This is a genomic window from Streptomyces hypolithicus (assembly GCF_052934925.1).
Map to the genome: position 1 here is coordinate 5,946,526 of NZ_CM128811.1, position 19,895 is coordinate 5,966,420.

At 71.9% G+C, this 19,895-nt stretch carries 14 protein-coding genes and 2 pseudogenes; 7 read left to right on the top strand and 9 right to left on the bottom strand.

Annotated elements, in window-relative coordinates:
* Positions 1-34: 34 nt before the first annotated feature.
* Both ACU6WZ_RS28100 and ACU6WZ_RS28105 read right to left on the bottom strand, forming a co-directional pair.
* Positions 35-1,275 (bottom strand): annotated as a pseudogene (locus tag ACU6WZ_RS28100) (NAD(P)/FAD-dependent oxidoreductase).
* A 173-nt stretch (positions 1,276-1,448) separates the two neighbouring features.
* Complete coding sequence (locus tag ACU6WZ_RS28105) at positions 1,449-2,510, bottom strand: MerR family transcriptional regulator (protein ID WP_447030976.1); 1,062 nt, start codon at positions 2,508-2,510, stop codon at positions 1,449-1,451.
* A gap of 134 nt (positions 2,511-2,644) precedes the next feature.
* Between ACU6WZ_RS28105 and ACU6WZ_RS28110 the strand changes: the two genes are divergently transcribed.
* The 3 genes from ACU6WZ_RS28110 (at position 2,645) to ACU6WZ_RS28120 (ending at position 6,172) form a co-directional block, all read left to right on the top strand.
* Complete coding sequence (locus ACU6WZ_RS28110) at positions 2,645-3,316, top strand: sigma-70 family RNA polymerase sigma factor (protein ID WP_447030977.1); 672 nt, start codon at positions 2,645-2,647, stop codon at positions 3,314-3,316.
* 174 nt (positions 3,317-3,490) lie between these two features.
* Entirely contained in the window at positions 3,491-3,652 is a 162-nt protein-coding gene (locus ACU6WZ_RS28115; protein WP_447030978.1) for a hypothetical protein, read from the top strand.
* A 435-nt stretch (positions 3,653-4,087) separates the two neighbouring features.
* Positions 4,088-6,172: a SpoIIE family protein phosphatase gene (locus tag ACU6WZ_RS28120; RefSeq protein ID WP_447030979.1), complete on the top strand. Its 2,085-nt coding sequence runs from the start codon at positions 4,088-4,090 to the stop codon at positions 6,170-6,172.
* Positions 6,173-6,182: 10 nt separating this feature from the next.
* On the opposite strand, the gene ACU6WZ_RS28125 is transcribed toward ACU6WZ_RS28120, so the two are convergent.
* Both ACU6WZ_RS28125 and ACU6WZ_RS28130 read right to left on the bottom strand, forming a co-directional pair.
* Positions 6,183-7,226, bottom strand: coding sequence for a phosphatidylinositol-specific phospholipase C domain-containing protein (locus ACU6WZ_RS28125; protein WP_447030980.1), 1,044 nt, complete (start codon positions 7,224-7,226; stop codon positions 6,183-6,185).
* A 95-nt stretch (positions 7,227-7,321) separates the two neighbouring features.
* Positions 7,322-7,948, bottom strand: a pseudogene (locus ACU6WZ_RS28130) (hypothetical protein).
* Positions 7,949-8,132: 184 nt separating this feature from the next.
* On the opposite strand from ACU6WZ_RS28130, the gene ACU6WZ_RS28135 reads away from it, so the two are divergent.
* From ACU6WZ_RS28135 to ACU6WZ_RS28150, 4 genes are all read left to right on the top strand, one after another.
* On the top strand, positions 8,133-9,704 hold the full coding sequence (locus tag ACU6WZ_RS28135) for a molybdopterin-dependent oxidoreductase (protein ID WP_447030981.1): 1,572 nt from the start codon (positions 8,133-8,135) through the stop codon (positions 9,702-9,704).
* Positions 9,705-10,271: 567 nt separating this feature from the next.
* On the top strand, positions 10,272-11,834 hold the full coding sequence (locus ACU6WZ_RS28140) for a DUF4331 domain-containing protein (RefSeq protein ID WP_447030983.1): 1,563 nt from the start codon (positions 10,272-10,274) through the stop codon (positions 11,832-11,834).
* Between the two features lie 117 nt (positions 11,835-11,951).
* Positions 11,952-13,298 (top strand): tetratricopeptide repeat protein, encoded by a 1,347-nt coding sequence (locus ACU6WZ_RS28145; protein WP_447030984.1) that lies wholly within the window; start codon positions 11,952-11,954, stop codon positions 13,296-13,298.
* Complete coding sequence (locus tag ACU6WZ_RS28150; RefSeq protein ID WP_447030985.1) at positions 13,295-14,929, top strand: nickel/cobalt transporter; 1,635 nt, start codon at positions 13,295-13,297, stop codon at positions 14,927-14,929. Before ACU6WZ_RS28145 ends, ACU6WZ_RS28150 begins: the two co-directional genes overlap by 4 nt.
* Positions 14,930-14,979: 50 nt before the next feature.
* Here ACU6WZ_RS28150 and ACU6WZ_RS28155 read toward each other — a convergent pair whose 3' ends face one another.
* The 5 genes from ACU6WZ_RS28155 to ACU6WZ_RS28175 are packed head-to-tail and all read right to left on the bottom strand — an operon-like array spanning position 14,980 to position 19,892.
* A complete protein-coding gene (locus tag ACU6WZ_RS28155; RefSeq protein ID WP_447030986.1) occupies positions 14,980-15,732 on the bottom strand; it encodes an alpha/beta hydrolase in 753 nt (250 codons plus the stop codon).
* Positions 15,729-16,556 carry a DUF1295 domain-containing protein gene (locus tag ACU6WZ_RS28160; protein WP_447030987.1) on the bottom strand — a complete coding sequence of 276 codons (828 nt, stop codon included), beginning with the start codon at positions 16,554-16,556 and terminating at the stop codon, positions 15,729-15,731. Before ACU6WZ_RS28160 ends, ACU6WZ_RS28155 begins: the two co-directional genes overlap by 4 nt.
* Complete coding sequence (locus tag ACU6WZ_RS28165) at positions 16,553-17,842, bottom strand: class I SAM-dependent methyltransferase (RefSeq protein ID WP_447030988.1); 1,290 nt, start codon at positions 17,840-17,842, stop codon at positions 16,553-16,555. The genes ACU6WZ_RS28160 and ACU6WZ_RS28165 overlap by 4 nt, the downstream gene beginning before the upstream one ends.
* Positions 17,839-19,146 (bottom strand): class I SAM-dependent methyltransferase, encoded by a 1,308-nt coding sequence (locus tag ACU6WZ_RS28170; RefSeq protein WP_447030989.1) that lies wholly within the window; start codon positions 19,144-19,146, stop codon positions 17,839-17,841. The genes ACU6WZ_RS28165 and ACU6WZ_RS28170 overlap by 4 nt, the downstream gene beginning before the upstream one ends.
* On the bottom strand, positions 19,143-19,892 hold the full coding sequence (locus ACU6WZ_RS28175; protein WP_447034296.1) for a DUF1365 domain-containing protein: 750 nt from the start codon (positions 19,890-19,892) through the stop codon (positions 19,143-19,145). Before ACU6WZ_RS28175 ends, ACU6WZ_RS28170 begins: the two co-directional genes overlap by 4 nt.
* Between the last annotated feature and the right edge of the window lie 3 nt (positions 19,893-19,895).

Genomic DNA, 19,895 nt, shown 5'->3' on the forward strand with positions numbered 1-19,895 from the left:
CGCCGACCAGCTCGGTCAGCAGCGCCGACACCTGCTACCGGCCCAGGTCGCGCACCACGTCCCTGGCCGCCCTCGCCCCGGAGGCCAGCGCGCCCTGGACCGAACCCGTGGCCCGGTGGTCGCCGCAGGCGTAACGCCCCGGCGCGACGCGGTGGGCCGGCTCAGCGGCTGCGGGGGCGGCATCGCGGGCAGTGCGTCCTGGATGGTCCGTACGGTCAGCAGCTCCCAGGCGGCCGTGTCCGCGCCGTACACCTCACCGAGCGCGTCCCGCACCTTGCCCTCCCGCCCGGGCGAGTCCGTACCGAGGACGGAGGTGGCGATCAAGGAGGACCCGGCGGGGGCGTACTCGGGTGCCACCTCGCTCAGCACGCAGGTGTTGAGGAAACGCCGGGCCGAGTCCGTGACCAGCGTCGGTTCGGCCAGGGGAGGCGTGTCGGCCACGTGGTAGTAGGTGGTGGCCACCCGGTAGGAGGGCAGTTCGAGGCCGGGGAGCAGGGTGGCGGCCGGCCCGGGACCCGTCGCCACCACCACGCAGGAGGCAGGCAGTTCGTCGCCGTCGGCCGTGAGCACACCGTCGTCGGTGAGGCGCTCGACGGGGCAGCCCAGCCGGAGCGTGCCCGACGGCAGACTGTCCGCGAGCTGGCGGGGCACCGCACCGATTCCACCGGCGGGCAGGCAGAGCGTGCCGCGGAGCATGCTGCGCCAGACCAGGTGGAAGACGCGGCTCGACGTCTCCAGGTCCTCCTCCAGGAACACCCCCGACAGGAAGGGCCGGAGGAACCGCTCCGTGAACTCCTCGGAGACGCCGGCGGACGCGAGCGCGGCCCGGGTGGTGCGGTCCCGGCCGCGCTTGAGCGCCGCCGCGGGCAGGAGCATGTCCCTGGCGCTCAGCGCCCCGAGCGCCAGCAGATCGCGGGTACCGGCCAGTCGGCCGGGCAGCAGCGCGGCCGCCTCACGCGGGACGCGGGTGGGGTCGGTGAAACGCAGCAGACCCTGTTCGGTGTGGGCGAGCACTCCGGGGGTGAAGGGGCGCAGGGCCAGGTCGCGCAGCTGGAGGCGCTTCCTCACCTGCGGGTAGGAGGTGTTGAACACCTGGAAACCCCGGTCGATCAGAAATCCGTCGTGCCGGTCGGTCCGCACCCGCCCACCGGCCCCGTCGGATGCCTCGACGAGCTGTACGTCCAGCCCGGCCGTCAGCAGGTCGCGCGCGCAGGCGAGGCCCGCGAGGCCCGCTCCCACGACCAGTACGTCGGGCACGCCACGGGTCCGCGGCATCGCACACCATCCTTCGCTTCACGGACCGCGCCCCGTGCCGCCGCAAGGCGGTTCGTGGACGGGTCCTGCTCTCCTGCTGCCTGCCCTGCTGTGTTCCCCGTTCTCCGTTCCCTGTTTACGGGGATGCATGAGTGGATGCATGTGCCGGCGCACCCCGCCCGTGTCGCCCGCCGTCAGGGCCTGTCCCGCGCGAACCCGTCCGGTCGTACGGGGCCGAAGCCCGGTGGCTCGGCCGGTACCACGCCGTACAGCCGCCCCAGGGACCCCAGAGCTTCGCGCAGGCCGCCGGGGCGCAGCATGCCGGGCAGAGCGGGACCGGCCCAGCCGGGGCCCGCGAGCAGCACGGCCGGGTGGGTGCGGGCGCCCTTGACGCCCCAGGCGCTGGCCGCGATGTGCCGGGCCAGCGGGCGGTTCGCCGTGGAGCGGGACTGCGACCACAGCACGACGGCGGCGGGACCGGTGCGCCGTACCGCCTGATCCAGCGCTTCGGGCGGCACCGCAGCACCGAACATCCGGGTCGGCAGGCCCAGTTCGGCCAGGCCCGCCGCGAGCGCCTCCATCGGCAGGGTGTGCTGTTCGTTCGGTACGCAGGCCAGCAGCACCGGCGGTGCCCCGGCCGCGACGGTGTGCTCGGCGAACGGGACGCGGCGCAGCGCCGACGACACGTGCCAGGACAGCAGGTGCTCCACCTCGACGTACCGGTCGCCCGACGACTCCCACTTGCGGCCGACGGCGCGCAGGGTCGGCGCCATCACCTCCTCCCAGGCGGCCACGAGGCCGTGTTCGCGGACCATGGACCGCAACTGCACGTTCATCGCCGCGGTGTCCAGCCGCACCGCCGCCCGTGCCAGACCGCGGCACTCCTGGCGTACGTCGCCGAGCGGCAGCCCGTTGCCAGAACCCGGCTGGCGCGGGACCCGCCCCCCTGCGGTCGTCGCCGCACCGGCGCCGTCGGCGCCGTCGCGCGAAGCGCTCGCGCTGTCCTCGCGGGAGCTGCTGTCCTCGCGGGAACTGACGACGCGGGCCGCCTCCGCCGGGGGCACGCCGGAGGCCGTGAGCCGGCACATCTCCTCGAGCACCGCGATGTCCTGTGGGGTCCAGCGCCGGTGCCGGCCGTCCTCACGCGTGGCCGGACCGATGCCGTACCGCTTGTCCCAGGAACGCAACGTCGTGGGCGACACGCCGAGCCTGCGTGCCACGGCGCCCGTCGTGATGCCGTGCGTCGTTTCCGTCATGCATCCAATATACGATGCAGAAACGATGCGAGTTGAACAAAGGCGTTGTGAATTCGGAACCTGGCGGTGTCGCGGCGGACGTGGTCCGCACCGTTCCAGCGGCCGGCCCCGTACCGGCAGGAGGGAGCAGCCGCATGATCGCAGCTCGCACCACCGGGCAGAGCTCCCCTCGCCCCGCCCACTCAGGGGCCGATCGGCCCGCCGTGGCCGCGCCCCTGTGGGCGCCGGCCGAGGAGGCTTTCGCCGACGAGGACGTCGCCGCGGGCCTCAGGCGGGGCGACGAGGAGTGCCTGGCCGCCGCGTACCGCCGCTGGGGCGCGCTGGTGAACACGCTCGCCGCACGGACCCTCGGTGACGCGCGGGAGGCCGAAGACGTGACGCAGCAGGTCTTCCTCGCGGCGTGGCGCGGCCGCGCCGGGTACCGCCCGGAACGCGGCCCGTTGCCCGGCTGGCTGGTCGGCATCACCCGGCGCAAGATCGCCGACACGCTCGCCGCACGGACCCGCCGGCTGGACCTCGCCGCCGCGGCCGGCGCGGCGCTGAAGCCCGGTGCCGGAGCCGCCGCCGCTCACCCCGAGGCCGTCCTCGACCGGGTCCTGATCAGCCACGAGATGGCGAAGCTGCCCCGCGTCCAGCGCGAGGTGCTGCACATGGCCTTCTACGGCGACCTCACCCAGGCCCAGATCGCCAACCACACAGGGCTGCCGCTGGGGACGGTCAAAAGCCACGCGCGGCGCGGCCTGCACCGGCTTCGCCGACGCCTGGAGGGGGAGCGGGCGAGCCGAGAATCGATGCCGGCGAGATGAGGATCGATGCGCAAACGTTGCGACACACACACGGGCCGTCACGGACGATGCTCACAGGCCGGGCGGCATGCCGGCCCAATGCCGCCGTGATGTTCATATCGGCGAGCACGTACACTCGCTCGCGTTTTCCGCTCACCGGCGGGACTGACTCGAACCGATGGGAATGGAATCACTGTGAGCTCCGCCGACAGAACCGACGCGCCGATCTATGCCGACCTCATAGAGGAGCGCGGGGACGTCCCGGCCGAGGTGCGCCGGGCAGCCGAAGAGACTCTGCGGGAGGTTGACAGCGCCATGGACTTCAGTGATGTCCGTGCCGCCGCTGCCTACCGCTAGGGAGTATCCCGCAGAGCCGCTCGCCCAGGGCGGCAGGCGAGCCCGAAGCGGTCCGGCCCGACGCGCCGGCGCCGGGCGGACCGCCACACACCCACAAGCCCGTTCACCGGTCAGTGGCCGCCGGCCATTTCGGCTCCGGCCTCCCGGCGCCGGTCCAGCAGAGCCGCAGCTGCGAGGACCGAGGCAAGCCCGAGGCAAGCGCCGCGCCCGCCCGCCGGCCACCACAGCATGGAAACGGGCGCGCGCGACGCAGATCAGTCACCGTACGCAACCGAAGCGCACGTTCGGTTATATTCAACGGCCACCTCGGCGATCCGCGCCACCTGGGAACGGCAGACGAGGCAAGCGCATGGAATATGCGCGGCAGGGGATGCGGGGTAAGACGGGGTGGAGAGACCATGAGGAGTACTCGCGGGGAGCGGAAGGAGCCCGGGGATGCGCCAGACCGAGCCCGAGCCCGCCGAATCCGACCAGCAGGACGAGTCCATGCCCGCGCCCGGCAGCCTCATGGACGTACTGAGCGTCGCGGCCATCGTGGTGGACTCCGACGGGCGGATCGTGCTGTGGAGTCCGCAGGCCGCGGAGCTGTTCGGATACACGGCTGACGAGGCGCTGGGCCAGTTCGCGGGCCGGCTGCTGGTCGACGAGCGACACCTTGAGCTGGTGACCCGGCTCTTCGCCGAGGTCATGGCGGGCGAGGGGAGCTGGGCGGGGGTCTTTCCCGTGCGTCACCGCGACGGCAGCACCCGGTTCGTGGAATTCCGCAACATGCGGCTGGAGGACGACCACAAGGACAGGTACGCCCTGGGCCTGGCCACCGGACAGGCGACGTTGCGCAAGGTGGAGCGCGAACTGGCCCTGTCCACCCTGTTGGTCGCACAGTCCCCGATCGGCCTCGCACTGGTGGACACCGATCTGCGGTACGTGACCGTCAACCCCGCCCTGGAACGCATCAACGGCCTCTCCGCCGCCGACCACATCGGCCGCAACGTCCGGGAGGCCTTGCCGTTCCTCGACACGGACGCCATCGAGTCCGCCATGCGCCGGGTGCTGGCCACCGGTATCCCGATCCTCGACCAGGAGTCCGCCGGACACACCCCCGCCGACGACACCGAACACACCTGGTCCGTGTCCTTCTACCGCCTCGAGGCATCGAACGGGAAGATCCTCGGAGTCGCCACCTCCGTCGTGGACGTCACCGAGCGACGGCGCGCCGTCACCGAGGCGGTGCGGGCCCGCCAGCGCCTCGCCCTGGTCGCGGACGCCTCCATGCGTATCGGTACGACGCTCGACCTCGACCAGACCGCCCTGGAACTCGCCCAGGTGTCCGTGCCGCAGCTCGCCGACGTGGCGGCCGTCGACGTACTCGACAGTGTCCTCAACGGCCGCACCGCCGCCACGGTGGCGACGAGCGGCCCCGCGGTCTTCCGGGCGCTCGCCGTGGCCGCCGCGTACCCGAGCGAAGCCGTGCGCGCGGCCGACCCGCCCGGCGAGGTCGCCCAGTACGACGCCGACCGGCTCGTCACCCGGTGCGCGAACACGGGCCGCCCCATCCGCGTCTCCCACGTGCGCGAAGAAGACCTCCCCCGCATCGCCCGCTCACCCGAATCCGCAGCCCTGCTGGCCGACGCCGGACTGCACTCCTACCTGGCCGTACCGCTGATCGCCCGGGGCAAGGTCCTCGGTGCCCTCGACCTCAAACGCACCCGCAACCCGGAACCGTTCTCCGCCGACGACGAGATCCTGGCCGGCGAGCTCGCCGCACGGGCCGCGGTGTGCATCGACAACGCCCGCTGGTACCGGCAGGCACGCAACACCGCCCTCACCCTCCAGCGCAGCCTGCTGCCGCAGCAGCCGTCCGACCAGCCCGGGCTGGAAATCGCCGTCCGCTACCAGCCCGCCCAGGCGGCCGACGAGGTGGGCGGCGACTGGTACGACGTCATCCCCCTGGCCGACGACAAGTGCGCCCTCGTCGTCGGCGACGTGATGGGCAGCGGCATCAGCGCCGCCGCGACGATGGGGCAACTGCGCACCGCCACCCGGACCCTGGCCGAACTCGGCCTCGACCCCGCCCAGGTGCTCCACCAGCTCGACCGCATCGCCGACCGCATGGAGCAGACCATCACCACCTGCATCTACGCCGTCTACGATCCCCGGCGGTCGCAGTGCCACATCTCCAACGCCGGGCACCTTCCCCCGGTCCTGGTACGCCCGGGCGCGCCGCCCCAGCTGCTCGACCTGCCCACCGGCGCCCCGCTCGGCGTCGGCGAAGTCACCTTTCACACCACCACGATCGACCTGGGCCCCGGAGACCAACTGGTCCTCTACACGGACGGTCTGGTCGAAACACGTGACGAGGCCATCGACACGCGGCTGGACGTCCTGCTGTCCCTCCTCACCGAACCGGCCCGCCCGCTGGAGGAGACCTGCGACGTGCTCCTGCACGCCCTGCGCAGCGCCGCGGACCACGACGACGTGGCGCTGCTCATCGCCCGCGCCCGCGCCACGCCGCCGTCCTGAGCCCGGGGCTTCAGCCGGACGCGCGCGGTGCGACGGCCGACAGTACCTGCGGCAGGGACCGCCAGTCGGCGGAGATGACGCTCGCATGTCGCCCCGCCAGCAGGGACAGCCGGGCGAGCGCCTGGGCCTCGGTCGGGTTGGTGCCGTCGATCGCGGGGGCCACGTTGTGGGCGTCCGTCATCACGAGGAGGTACCGGTTGCGGGCGTACCACGCGGTGTCGATGGCGCCGCCCGCGGCGTACGCGGACGCGTCGCCGTCGAACACCACGAACCAGGGCCGTAGCCCCACATCCGCGTATCGCGTCCGGGGATCACCGGCCTGTGCCCGGTGCACCGCGGGGAAGGCGGCCGCCTCCCGCAGCCGGCCGGCCCCGGCGAGCGAGCGCAGGTGGGCGGCGTACTCACGGTCGGTCCACAGGGTGTGGCCGGGATTGCCCTCCTCGACGGTCCCGGGGATGAGCTCCACGACGAACCGGCCCGCGAGCGCGGAGCGGGCCGGCCAGCCGTCGGCGCGTACCGCCGCGTCGAGAGAGGCGTGCCCGCCGACCAGGTCCGCCGGCCGGTACAGCGCGTCGCCGAGCTTTGCCGACAGCAGGGCGTCCAGCTGGGCGGGACCGCGGCCGTTCCTGCTCTGGAACCCGTCCTTCAGCTCGACCTTCAGTACGACGGGCCGGTGGCCGGGGTGTGCGTCGTGCCAGGCCCTGATGTCGGCGAGACAGCCGCTCAGATTCTGATTGCGGGGCTTGCCGCGCAGCTCGCCGGCGTTCGCGGCGTTCACACAGTTGTTGTCGTTGCCCACCGGGTTGTTGTGCGAGACCCGCCACGAGCTGCCGAAGACGTTGGTCCACACGTCGAGTTCCAGCATGGCCGCGCCGGAGTCCAGTGCGTCCGCGAAGTAAGGGAAGGCGCTCTTCTCGTACGCGTTGTGGACCCCGACGCCCGTGGTGGCCGAGTACGCCGGCGACGGTTCGGCCGCCGTCGCACCGGCCGGGATGCTGCTTACGAGCAACGCAGCCACAACGGCCGTCGCCGACCGACGCCATACCGAACCCATACGTCCCCGCTCTCGTCCGTGACACACCAACCGTGTGACAACTGAGCTAAAGAGTAAGGGAGTTGCCTGAATTACAGGAGTACGCGAACCGACGGTCAGCGGTAGAGCCTGTTCACCGCTGTGCGCGTGGTGGCCCTGAACCCGTCCAGCGGCGCGCCGGCCAGGTCGCCCAGCCGACCCCACTGCACATAGGTGACCGTGCGTCCGTCACGTCCCACGGAGAACAGGTGGATGTCGGAGCTGCCCACCTCGGTGTCCCTGGTGTCCAGGCTTTGGACTTACGCCCCCTCCTCGACCGCGATCCTGCCGTGCCCCGCGCTCTCGGCTTCCGTGGTCGGGTACTGCTGCTCGATCTGGTCGGCGCACGCGGCCAGGGCGCGCCGCAGGGTGGAGACGATCTCGGCCGCCCGCGCACGGGTGGCCGCCACCGTGGTGATCTGGAGCGCCCCGGTGTCCAGTTCAGTGCGGAACACCCGGTGGCTGGTGCCGTTGGCGGGCAGCGCCCGAGGAGCACAGAAGGCGCCCCCCTCCGGCAGGCCATCGGTGACCTTCCCCGCAGTCCACGGCGTGGAGGCGTGCGGCAGCTGCGTGGCGCTGAGGAACGCCGGCGCCGGCGGCGAGGCGGGGCCGGCCGGCATGGCCGAAGCGGGCGGGGCGGCGGCCAGCGCCAGAGCGGCGGCGGTGAGCGCGGCGGCGGCGAGCGACGTGCGTGGTGCGGACATGGTCGTAACATCCCCCGTTGCGATGGCTGGTGAAGACGCTGACCACTTTCGGTGGCATCCAGTATCCGGCGCAATACCCACAACCCGGGTGTACGGGGCATGCGCGCACCCCTGCCGAACGCACCGCCGCAGTGACGTTCGACGCCGCACCAATCCGCCGTTCGGCCGGTTCCGAATAGAGGGCGTGAGGATCTCCCGTACAAACCTGGCCCGTGGCGGGCTCTCCGCGCTCAGCGGCCTGCTCTCCGGTTTCGCCGCTCTCGCCGTTGCCGAGCTGGTCTCGTCAGCCGTCCGGCCCGAGGCGGGGCCGGTCACAGCCGTGGGCGGCGCAGCCATCGATCGCACTCCGGCGCCCGTGAAGGACTGGGCGATCCGCAACTTCGGCGAGAGCGACAAGCTGGTTCTCCAGCTGGGCATTCTCGCCACGCTCGCCCTTCTCGCACTCGCACTGGGCCTGGTGGCGCTGCGCTACCGGCGCATCGGGTCCGCCGGCATCGTGATCTTCGGCGTCGTCGGGGCGGCGGCCGCCATCAGCCGGCCCGACTCGACCGGCATCGTCGACGGACTGCCGTCCCTGGTCGGCGCCCTGCTGGGCGCGGTCCTGCTGTACGTACTGATCGGCAGGCTCACCACCCCGCGCCGCAGGGGCGAGGGCCAGGAGAGCGGCTGGGACAGGCGAGGATTCCTTGTCGCCGCATCGGCGGCCGCCGTGGCGTCCACCGCCGCCGGGGCTCTTGGCCGGACCCTGAACGGCAAGCGGGCCCAGGACGCCGTGGCCTCCCGGGCCGCGGTGCGGCTGCCGCGGCCCGCGTCCCCCGCGCAGGCCATTCCGGCCGGCGCCCAGCTGCGGGTCCCGGGAATCAGCTCGTACACCACCCCCAACAAGACCTTCTACCGGGTCGACACTGCCCTGGTCGTCCCCAAGGTCGACGCCGGAACCTGGCAGCTCCGTATTCACGGCAAGGGCGTCAAGCGGCCGCTGACCCTCAACTTCCAGGACCTGCTGGGCCGCGAGCTGATCGAGCGTGACATCACCCTGACCTGCGTCTCCAACGAGGTCGGCGGCCCGTACGTCGGCCACGCCCGGTGGCTCGGCGTGCGCCTGGCGGACGTACTCAAGGAAGCTGGCGTCAAGCCCCCGTCGAGGGGCGGGCCCGCGGACCAGCTCGTTGCGCGCTCGGTGGACGGCATCACGCTCGGCACCCCCGTAGAGGACATCATGGACGGCCGCGACGCGATGCTGGCCGTCGGCATGAACGGCGAACCCCTGCCCTTCACCCACGGCTTCCCGGTACGGATGCTGGTGCCCGGCCTCTACGGGTACGTCTCCGCCTGCAAGTGGATCGAGGACATCGAACTTACGACGTTCGACGCCTACGACCCGTACTGGGTCAAGCGCAAGTGGGCCAAGAAAGCGCCGATCAAGACCCAGTCCCGCATTGACACGCCCAAGCCCTTCGCGAACCCCGAGGCCGGCACCGTCATGATCGCGGGCGTCGCCTGGGCCCAGCACCGAGGCATCGAGCGTGTCGAGATCCGCATCGACGACGGCCCGTGGCGCCGGGCCGACCTCGCGAAGCAGAACACCATCGACACCTGGCGGCAGTGGTCCTACCCCTGGAAGGCGACCTCCGGCGGCCACACCCTGACGGTGCGGGCCACGGACGGGGACGGCAACGTCCAGACCGAGAAGCGCACCCGTACGGTTCCCGACGGCGCGAGCGGCTGGCACTCGGTGGTCGTCTCCGTCGCCTGACCTGAGCCGGGCCGCCCCGAGCAGCCCCGGGCACACCAGCCCCCACCACTCGCCGCGCAGCCTCACCGAGGCTGCGCAGCGGGTTTTTTGGCGTAACCGCCCGAAGGAGACCGGTCGGCCTGCGGCCGGATGGCCTCACCCGTCCGAGTGACTGCCGGTCGGCCTCCCCACTCCCGGCGCTTATTGCGTATAGGTTGCATTAAGCCTGGTGTTACCCGGGTGGCCCAATGACCGGGCCTCGTGTCGGAGCCGATTCTGTGCGGCCCGACAGTCCCCTTTCGCGGCCGCCACCTGCGGTTTCACCCGAACTTGCTGCCACGGCCCAGCAGATCGGCCCCGCAGGGTCGCGATAACAGGGTCGATGTCATGGTTTCCTGCGGCTTGCGCAGCTCATGCGTGGTGATGTGCACGACCGGCGAGGGCCCTGTCCTCGTGGAAGCCGCCCGGACGCCGTCTTCAAGTCCTGCCCGCTGGGTCGATGAATCACCTCCCCCCATGTGAGGAAACCCCCTCCGGCCGCCGTGCAGTCAGGCGGTGCAGGTGGGTTCACAGCCGAGAGGAACCGTCTTGACGTCCCTTTCCACGAAGCCCCGCAGGCGTCGGGTGCTCGACCAGTCGCTGCTCGTCCTGGGCAGCGGCGCGCTGGCCACCGGCCTCGCCGTGCTCACCCTCGCACCGGGCACCAGCGCGGCGTCGAGCCACCGGGAGGCCCCGATGATCGCGGGCGACCCGCGGGCGGACAACACGGACACGTACGCCTTCACGAGCCCCGACCGGCCCGACAAGGTGACCCTGATCGCCAACTGGATTCCCTTCGAGGAGCCCAACGGCGGACCGAACTTCTACCCGTTCGCGGACGACGCCCGCTACCACGTCAAGATCGACAACACCGGCGACGGGCGCGCCGACGTCGACTACACGTGGCGCTTCAAGAGCAAGTACCGGGACTCGGCGAACCAGTTCCTCTACAACACCGGACAGGTCACCTCCCTGAACGACCCGGACCTGAACTACCGGCAGTTCTACGACCTGACCGTCACCGACTCGCGCGGCACCCGCACGCTGCTGCGGGACGCGCCCGTCGCCCCGTCGCGCGTCGGCCGGGCGTCCATGCCCAACTACGGGGTCCTGCGCGCTCAGGCGCTGCGCAATGTCTCCGGCGGCCTCAAGTCGTTCGCGGGCCAGGCCGAGGACTCGTTCTTCCTCGACCTGCGCGTCTTCGATCTGCTCTATGGCGGCGACCTCAGCGAGCGCGGCCAGGACACCCTGGCCGGCTACAACGTGAACTCCGTCGCTCTTCAGATCCCCAAGAAGGAGCTGGCGCTGCGCGGCAACACCTCGCGCAACCCGGTCATCGGCGTCTGGTCGACCACCGAGCGTCGCGGCGCCACCGTCAGCGACAGCCGCAAGAAGAAGCACGACGGTTGGCGTCAGGTCTCGCGCCTGGGCAACCCGCTGGTCAACGAACTGGTCGTGCCGATCAAGTTCAAGGACGCCTTCAACTCCATCTCCCCGGACCAGGACCGGACCGTGCAGCCGGTCGTGGACAAGGTCCTGGACCCGATCCTGCCCAAGCTCATCCAGAAGGTGTACGGGATCCCGGCGCCCCCGGCCCCGCGCAACGACCTCGCGGAGATCTACCTCACCGGTATCTGCAAGGCCTGCGGTCCGATCAAGGCGGACCTGAACGCGCACCGCCTGAACAAGGACGCCGACCGCCGGAAGATCGTCCCGGCCGAGGAACTCCGCCTGAACATGGCGGTCCCGCCGTCCCGTGACCCGCAGCGGCTCGGCGTTCTCGCCGGTGACCTCGCGGGCTTCCCCAACGGCCGCCGGCTCGCCGACGATGTCGTCGACATCTCGCTGCAGGCCGTCGAGGGCGCCGCACAGACGGGCGAGCTCGTTCCCGCGCTCGCCGAGGGCGACCGGGTCGACCGCAACGAGGTTCCGTTCGGCACATCCTTCCCCTACCTCGCCCTGCCGCACTTCGAGAGCGTCAACACCGGCGGCGAGGGTGGCGTCCAGCGCTCCGCGTTGAACACAACCAACGCCTCCGCCATCGGCGGCATGGGCGCGCTGCTGCTCGGTGTCGGCGGATTCAGGCTCTGGCGCCGCCGCTCCGACAGCTGATCCGTCCCCAACCGGTGCGCCGCGTACACACGCACCTCCTGCCGGGCGGGGTTCACACCCCCGCCCGGCAGGGCCGGCCGCACCCCCGCGCTTCACCACCCGACCGGGGAGGCACCCGTGCCCAGGCCGACCGCAGACACCGCATCGCCGCACCGCGGCCGCAGACGCCTGCGCAGCACCGTCCTCACCGTCGCCCTGGGCGTGGTCATGTTCACGGCCGGTGCCATCGGCCTCTCGGCCAGGGACTCGCCAACACCCGACGCCCCGGCGGCCCGCCCGGGCGCGGCGGCCGCCGCCAACAACCCCGTCGAGGCGCTCCGCCAGCACCTGCGGCGCCTGCCCAAGGACCCGACCGGCTGGGCGGGCCTGGGCCTGGCCTACGTACAGCAGGCCCGGTCCACCGCGGACCCCGCCACCTACACCAGGGCCGAGGCCGCGCTCAAGAAGTCGCTGAAGCTCCAGCCCGCCGACAACTTCCAGGCGCAGACAGCGATGAGTGCCCTGGCGGCCGCCCGCCACGACTTCCCTCTGGCTCTCACCTGGGCGAAGCGGGCCACCGCCACCAACCCCGCCAGCCCCGAGGCGTACGGCGCCCTGGCCGACGCGTACACGCAGCTGGGCCGGTACGAAGCCTCGTACACCGCCGTGCAGCGCATGACGGACCTGCGGCCGGACGCCGCCTCACTCGCCCGCGCCTCGTACACCTGGGAGCTGCGCGGAGACACCCGCCGGGCGCGCGAACTGATGCGCAGATCACTCCAGTCGGCCGCATTCGTAGCCGACCGTTCGTTCGCCCACACCCATCTCGCCCTCCTGGCCGTCGAATCGGGAGACCCGCGCACGGGCCTCAAAGAAGCGCAGACCGGGCTCCGCGACGCGCCGCGCGACCCCGCCCTCCTGGAGGCGCGGGCCAGGGCCCACACCTCGCTGGGCAACACCCGTCAGGCCGTAGCCGACTACACCGCCGCCATCGCGGTCGCACCGCAGCCGCATCTGCTGCTCGGCCTCGGCGAGCTCCAGCAGTCGCTGGGCCACAGGCAACAGGCACAGGAGCAGTACGCGTTGCTGCGCGCCCAGGACCAGCTGCGCCGGCGCGGCGACGACGCCGCCGACGTCGACGCGATCCTCTTCGAGTCTGACCACGGCGACCCCGACCGGGCCGTCACCATGGGCCGCCAGGCCCTGCGGGCCAGACCCTTCATCGCCGTACACGACGCCCAGGCCTGGGCCCTGCACCGTGCCGGGCGCAACACCGAGGCACTCGACCACGCCGACCGGGCTCTCGCACTGAACACCCGCAGCGCGCTGTACCACTACCACCGCGGCATGATCCACCAGGCACTCGGCGACCCGGAATCCGCCCGCCGTGACCTCACCCGCGCCGCTGCCATCGACCCCCACTTCCACCCCCTGCACGCCCCCGACGCGCGCACCGCACTTCAGCGAATCGACGACGCCCGATGAACCTGACGCCCCGCCGCCCCCTGTCCGGCCTGCTCACCGTCCTGCTCGTGGCCGCGACCCTTGCCGCCGCGGCCCCGGCGGCGACCGCCCACCCGCTCGGCAACTTCACGGTCAACCACTACACCGGCCTGACCCTGCGCCCCGACGGTCTGGATGCCGTGATCGTCGTCGACCGCGCCGAGATCGCCGCCGCCCAGGAACGCCCGCGCGTGGACCGCGACCACGACGGACGCGTCAGCGCACAGGAGTCCGAGACTTACGCGCGCACCGGTTGTACGGCGCTGGCGGACCAGCTCAACGTGTCCGTGCGGGACTCCGCGCTCTCCTGGCGGGGTGCCGGCAGCACGCACACCTACCGACCGGGCGACGCGGGGCTGAAGACCAGCCGTCTCCAGTGCGCGTTCACCGCCGAGACAGACCTGGGGTCCACCGCGGACATCGAGGTGCGCACCGCGTACGACAGCCGGCGGATCGGCTGGCGCGAGATCACCGCCCGCGGCCGGGGAGTCACCCTCACCGCTTCGGACGTGCCCGTGGACTCGGTCACCGACGAGCTGCGCACCTATCCGCAGGACCCGCTGGCCACCCCCCTCGACCAGCGGTCCGCCTCGCTGCGCGCCCAGCCCGGCAGCGGCAGCGCCGCTTCGGCGGTCCGCGAGGTGCTACCGGCGAGCGGTCCGGTCGGCGCCGCACTGGACAAGGTCTCCGGAGTCTTCGACTCGCTGATCGCGCACCGCGAACTGACCGTGCCCGTCGGGCTGCTGGCCGTTCTGCTCGCCGTGGTGCTGGGGGCCTCCCACGCCGCCATGCCGGGGCATGGCAAGACCATCATGGCCGCCTACCTCGCCGGACGGCGCGGGACCCCGCGGGACGCGGTCACCGTCGGAGCCACCGTCACTCTCACTCACACCGCGGGCGTCCTTGTCCTCGGCCTGCTGCTGCCGCTGGTCACCGGCCTGGCCGGCGAAGCGGTGCTGACGTGGCTCGGACTGGCCAGCGGCCTGCTCGTCACCGCGATCGGGCTGTGGCTGCTCCGCTCGGCGCTGCTCAAGCGCCCTGCCCACCACCATCACCACGGTCATCATCACCACGGCCACTCACACCATCACCACCATGACAGCGACCACCACACCCATGAGCACGATGAAAAGACAGGCGGCCACCAACCCGTCGGCCTCCTGCCCGGCACCAGGGCGCCGGACGGCGACCAGGCGGAGGACGGCTCCGTCGCCCTGCTGAGCAAGACGCACCACCACACCCCCGCCCGGCCGGACCCTCCCGCGCCGGCCAGGACGACGCGCGGCGGACTCGTCGGCATGGGCGTCGCCGGGGGACTCGTACCCAGCCCCTCGGCTCTGGTGGTGCTCCTGGGCGCGGTCGCGCTCGGCCGCACCGTCTTCGGCGTACTCCTCGTGCTCGCTTACGGGGTCGGCATGGCCGTGACTCTCACGCTGGCCGGCCTCGTCCTCGTACGGCTGCGCGACCGTATCGAAGCCGGACTGCGCACCGCCCCCGCAGCGCGATGGACTTCCCTCAAACGCCTCGCCCGCTGCGGCCCTGTGGCCACCTCGGGGCTCGTCCTGCTCGTCGGCATCGGACTTACGGCACGGGCTGTGGCCGGCCCCTGGTGATGTCCAGGCCGTCCGGGCTGTCCGAGACCGGGCGGCCCGGGGCGGAGCGGTCAGGCGGCGGCGCCCAGCTCCGCCAGGACCTCGGACGCCGGCAATACGGCGCCCCCCCGGGCGCCGGCGGCCACCGCGGGCGGCAGTGCGCCGATGCCCAGCACGCCGGTGGCCAGCGCGGTGGTGATCCGGTGCCAGTCGGCGGCGCCCCGCAGCATGGTGTGGCCGCCGGTCGGCATGGCGATGCCGCAGGCATCGGCGCCCGCGGCGGCCGAACCGCGGACGAACCCCCACGCGGCGCGCGCGTCGGTCATCCGGTCCTGCTCGTCGTGCAGGACGAACACACGCCGCCCGGCGAGATGACCCACCGGCTCGCCCGGCGGGCACCAGGGGGCCAGCGCCACCACACCTGTGACATGCGGATGGCCGGCCACCCGCAGCGCCGCCCGGCCACCCATGGAGTGGCCGATCAGGACGACCGGAACCGGCCCGGCGAGCTCGCCGAGCTCGTCGAGCGCCCGCAGGGCGTCCCGGGCGGCGTCCTGACGCGATCCGTTCCACCCGCGGTGGCGGTAGGCCACCGTGCCTACCAGCACGTCCTGCTCTCTGGTGGCCCGGCCGACCGCCGTGGCGAACGGCCGCATACGCGCCCCCGGCAGGTTCAGCAGCGGCGGCGCCGTCAGCCCGTCCGCGCGGCCCCCGTGCAGCAGCAGCACCGCGGCGCGGGGCACGGCCGGGACCACACGTTCCACCAGAGCACGCGGGGCTCCGGCGGACCCGTACCGCTTGCCCTGCGGCGTCGCGGCGGTCACCGTACATCTCCCTGGCGGACGGGGCCCCGACGCGGCGGAAGGGGGAAGAACCCGCTGGTGCGGGCGGCGTACTCGGCGAAACCGGCCCGGTCCGCCATGTGCTGCTCAAGCAGCCGCTTCCCGCTTCCCTTCGTCAAAAGGAACGTCATCCCCAGAGGTGAGACGAGCGAGACGGCCGCTGCCTGCCAGCTGCCGCACGCCATCAAGAACAGGCCCCACCACACCAGGAAGTCACCGAAGTAGTTGGGATGGCGGGTCCAGCTCCACAGACCACGGTCCATGATCACTCCGCGGTGTGCCGGGTCCGTTTTGAACCGTGCGAGCTGGAAGTCCCCGACCGTCTCGAAGACGAGGCCTACCGCCCACAGCAGGACCCCGGCCAACGCGAGCGGACCGAGGCCCGCCGGCACGTACTGGGCGGCCTGGACCGGCAGCGAAATCAGCCATACCAGCGCACCCTGCAGCAGGTACACCGTCCGCAGCGCGTACAGCGTGCGGTTGCCCGGGGCCTTGTCCATCATGCGCTCGTAGCGAGGATCCTCGCCGTGCCCGCGTCCGCGCCACGCGATGTGCCCGGCCAGGCGAAGCCCCCACACCCCGGTCGCCAGGGTGACGAGCAGGCGTGTGCCGCCGTCGCCGTGCCCCGCCGACATGGCGTACGACACCAGGGCCACCGCCGTGAAGGCGACGCCCCAGGCCACATCGACGATCCGGTGCATGCCCTTCGCCGTCGCCACCGCGAACGTGACCAGCATGACCGCGAGCGAGGCGCCAGCCGCCACCGCCAGATTGACGGCGAACGCGCCCCAGAGAAACCCGGTCATCCCCGCGTCTCCTGCGCGTACCAGGCGCTCGGTGTGGCCGGCATCGCGGCCTCACCCTCCCTGGTGGGGCGTACGGCGAGAATCTGGTCGACGCCCATCCGGCGCTCGGCGAACGCGAGGGCGCTGCCCACCAGGTACAGACGCCACACCCGGGCGGTCGGCCGTCCGACCATCTCGACGAACTCCTCCCAGCGCTCTTCCAGCGTGTGATGCCACGCGGTGATCGTCCGCGCGTAGTGCTCGCGCAGGGACTCCGCCGACCGTACCTCCAGACCCGCCGTCTCCAGGATGTCGACGGTCCGGCCGAGCGGCCGCATGTGCATGTCGGGTGCGATGTACGTCTCGATGAACGCACCGCCGCCAGGCGCGTTCGCCCCACGGGACATCTGCTGCACGAGCACGCGTCCCCGCGGGCGCAGCAGGTCGTGCAGCCGGGCGGCGAAGGCCGGGTACTCACTGTCCCCGACGTGCTCGCCCATCTCGATGGCGCACACCGCGTCGAAGCCGCCGCCCTCGATGTCCCGGTAGTGCCGCAGTTCCACACTCACCAGATCCGTCAGGACCTCCCGCTCGATCCGGGCGGCGACGAAGTCGCGCTGCTCCTTCGAGAGCGTCACCGAGGTGACCTGCACCTTGAACTCCCGCGCTGCGTAGAGGCTCAGCGAGCCCCAGCCGCAGCCGATGTCCAGCAGACGCATACCGGGCCGAAGACCCAGCTTGCGGCAGATCAGCTCAAGTTTGTCCCGCTGGGAGTCGGCCGGCGTGTAGTGCGGGTCGTCCGGCCGGGTCCAGTAGCCGCACGAGTACGCCATCGTCTCGTCCAGGAGCAGGGTGTAGAAGGCGTTCGACATGTCGTAGTGGTGGCTGATGGCGGCCCGGTCACGAGCCGAACTGTGCAGCTTGCCCGCGAGTTGTGCCCGCGCAGCCCTGGGTGCGGGCGGCTTCGGCCCGATCGCGCCCAGGCGTACGGCGGTTGCCGCCGCCCGCGCCAGGTTCGCCGGGCTCGGCTTGACCGTGCCCTGCTCGCGCACCGCCCGCCACACACTGCTCAGGCCCTCGCTGAGATCGCCCTCGATGTCCAGCTCACCCGCGATGTACGCATCGGCCAGCCCCAGTTCACCGGGCTGCCACACCAGGCGGCGCAGCGCCCCGGGGGAGCGCAGGACCACCACGGGGGCATCCTCTGGTCCGGCTTCACTGCCGTCCCAGGCGCGCAGGCGTACGGGTAGCGGCCCCTGGACGTAGTGACCCATGAGCATGGCCAGGCTGTCGGCGACCGATGTCATCGCGCACCTTCCTCTATGAGCGTGCTTTCGGTCAGCAGGAGTTGCCGCACATCGAGATACCGGGCGCGGAAGCCCGCCTCCGAGTAGGCCAGATACAGCTCCCACATGCGGCGGAACGTGGCGTCGAAGCCGAGGGCGTCCACGGCGTCCGCGCGCCGGGTGAAGCTCTCGCGCCACAGGCGCAGCGTCTCGGCGTAGTGCTCGCCGAAGCCGAAGTCGGCGGCGACTTTCAGGCCGGCCCGCGAGGATTCACGCTCGATGGCCTTCATGGAGGGAATGAGTCCGCCGGGGAAGATGTACTTGCTGATCCAGGTGTGGGTCCGGCTGGTGTTGAGCATCCGCTCGTGCGGCATCGTGATCGCCTGAAGAACGATCCGGCCGCCCGGCGCGCAGAGCCTGCGCAGCGTCGCGAAGTAGACGGACCAGTACTCGGATCCGACCGCCTCGATCATCTCGACGCTCACGACGGCGTCGTAGCTGCCCTCGACATCCCGGTAGTCGCACAGCTTCACCGTCACCCGGTCGCTGAGCCCGGCCTGCGCGATGCGCTCGCGCGCCAGCCGGCGCTGCTCGGCGGAGAGCGTCACGCTCACCACGTGCGCCCCCCGGGCAGCCGCCCTCAGTGCCAGCTCGCCCCAGCCCGTACCGATCTCCAGCACTCGGGTGCCGGGGCCGACCGAGGCCTGGTCGAGCAACCGGTCGATCTTGTGGTGCTGGGCTGCGACGAATGCGTCCCGGTCGGCGGGGAGCGCCGGGAACAGCGCCGCCGAATACGACATCGTCTCGTCGAGGAACAGCGCGAACAGATCGTTGGACAGGTCGTAGTGGCGCTGGATGTTCTCGCGCGAGCCCTGCGGAGTGTTGCGCTGCGCCGCGGGCCTGCGGCGGACCCAGGCCCGCCGCAGGCTCCGCAGCGGTCGCGGCACCAGGTCGTCCACATGGCCGGCGATCACCGACAGCACACCGACCAGGTCGTCACTGTCCCATTCGCGCGCCATGTACGACTCGCCGAAGCCGATGAGCCCACTGTCACCGATACGCCGAAAGAATGTCTCGGGGTCACGCACGTGCAGCAGCGGACCGGTCGTGCCGGTCTCGGCGCCGTTGCCGAGCCGCAGCCGCAGCGGCAGCTTGCCGAGGCCGCCCCGCACGATCAGCCGGGCGATCGCGGTGCGTGCGGCCGTGGTGCGCGGTACCCGGACGACGTCCGGCCAGATGCCCTGGTCGATCGCATGGTCCACCGCTTTCGCGGGTGGCGCGGGGATGGTCGGCAGGTCGGCGTGGGGCGGTATCGAAAGGGTCATTTAAGGCCTTCTTGCGTACGGTGAACAGGTCGGCGCTGGAGGGGGAGGCGGAGCAGGAACAGACGTACGCCGTGCCAGCGGATTCCCGCCGACACGGCCGCCGTGGACAACGGACGGCGTACGGCGGACGACAGCAGCCGGCGCGGTGTCGCAGGATGATGCCGGCCGCGCACCGTGGCGGTGAACGGCCGCTCCTCACCGCGCCGCAGCTGGACGGTCACGTCCAGCTGCTCTCCGGGGCACGGCAGCCGCATGTGGTAGCTGCCGTCCACCGGAAAGAACGGAGAGACGTAGAAGTCCTTCGGTACGTCGGCCCGGCCCGCCGCGTCGGTCCGGAGCAGGTAGCAGTGCCGCTCGCCGTAGGTGTTGTGCACCTCGGCGACGACACAGACCGGCGCGCCGTCCTGGTCGTGGCACCAGTACAGCGTGATGGGGTTGAAGACGTACCCCAGCACCCGGGCGTGCGTGAGCATCAGCACCCGGCCGCCGTCGAGGTGCACCCCCTGCGCCGCGAGATACGTCTGCAGGCCCGCGCGTATGGAGGTGGCCGTCCCGCCGAAGTGGTCGCTCGCGTCGAAGCGTGCCAACGGCCGCAGCGGCCGGGGGAGTCGCGGCATGTGGTCCAGGTCGACGAACCACATGTAGGTGCGGTGTCGGAAGCTGTGCCGCACCGGCGTGGTGCGTGCGTGGGAGACGACACAGTCGTACAGGGCAGGGGCCCACGACCGTGGCGGCCCGGTGGTCACGGG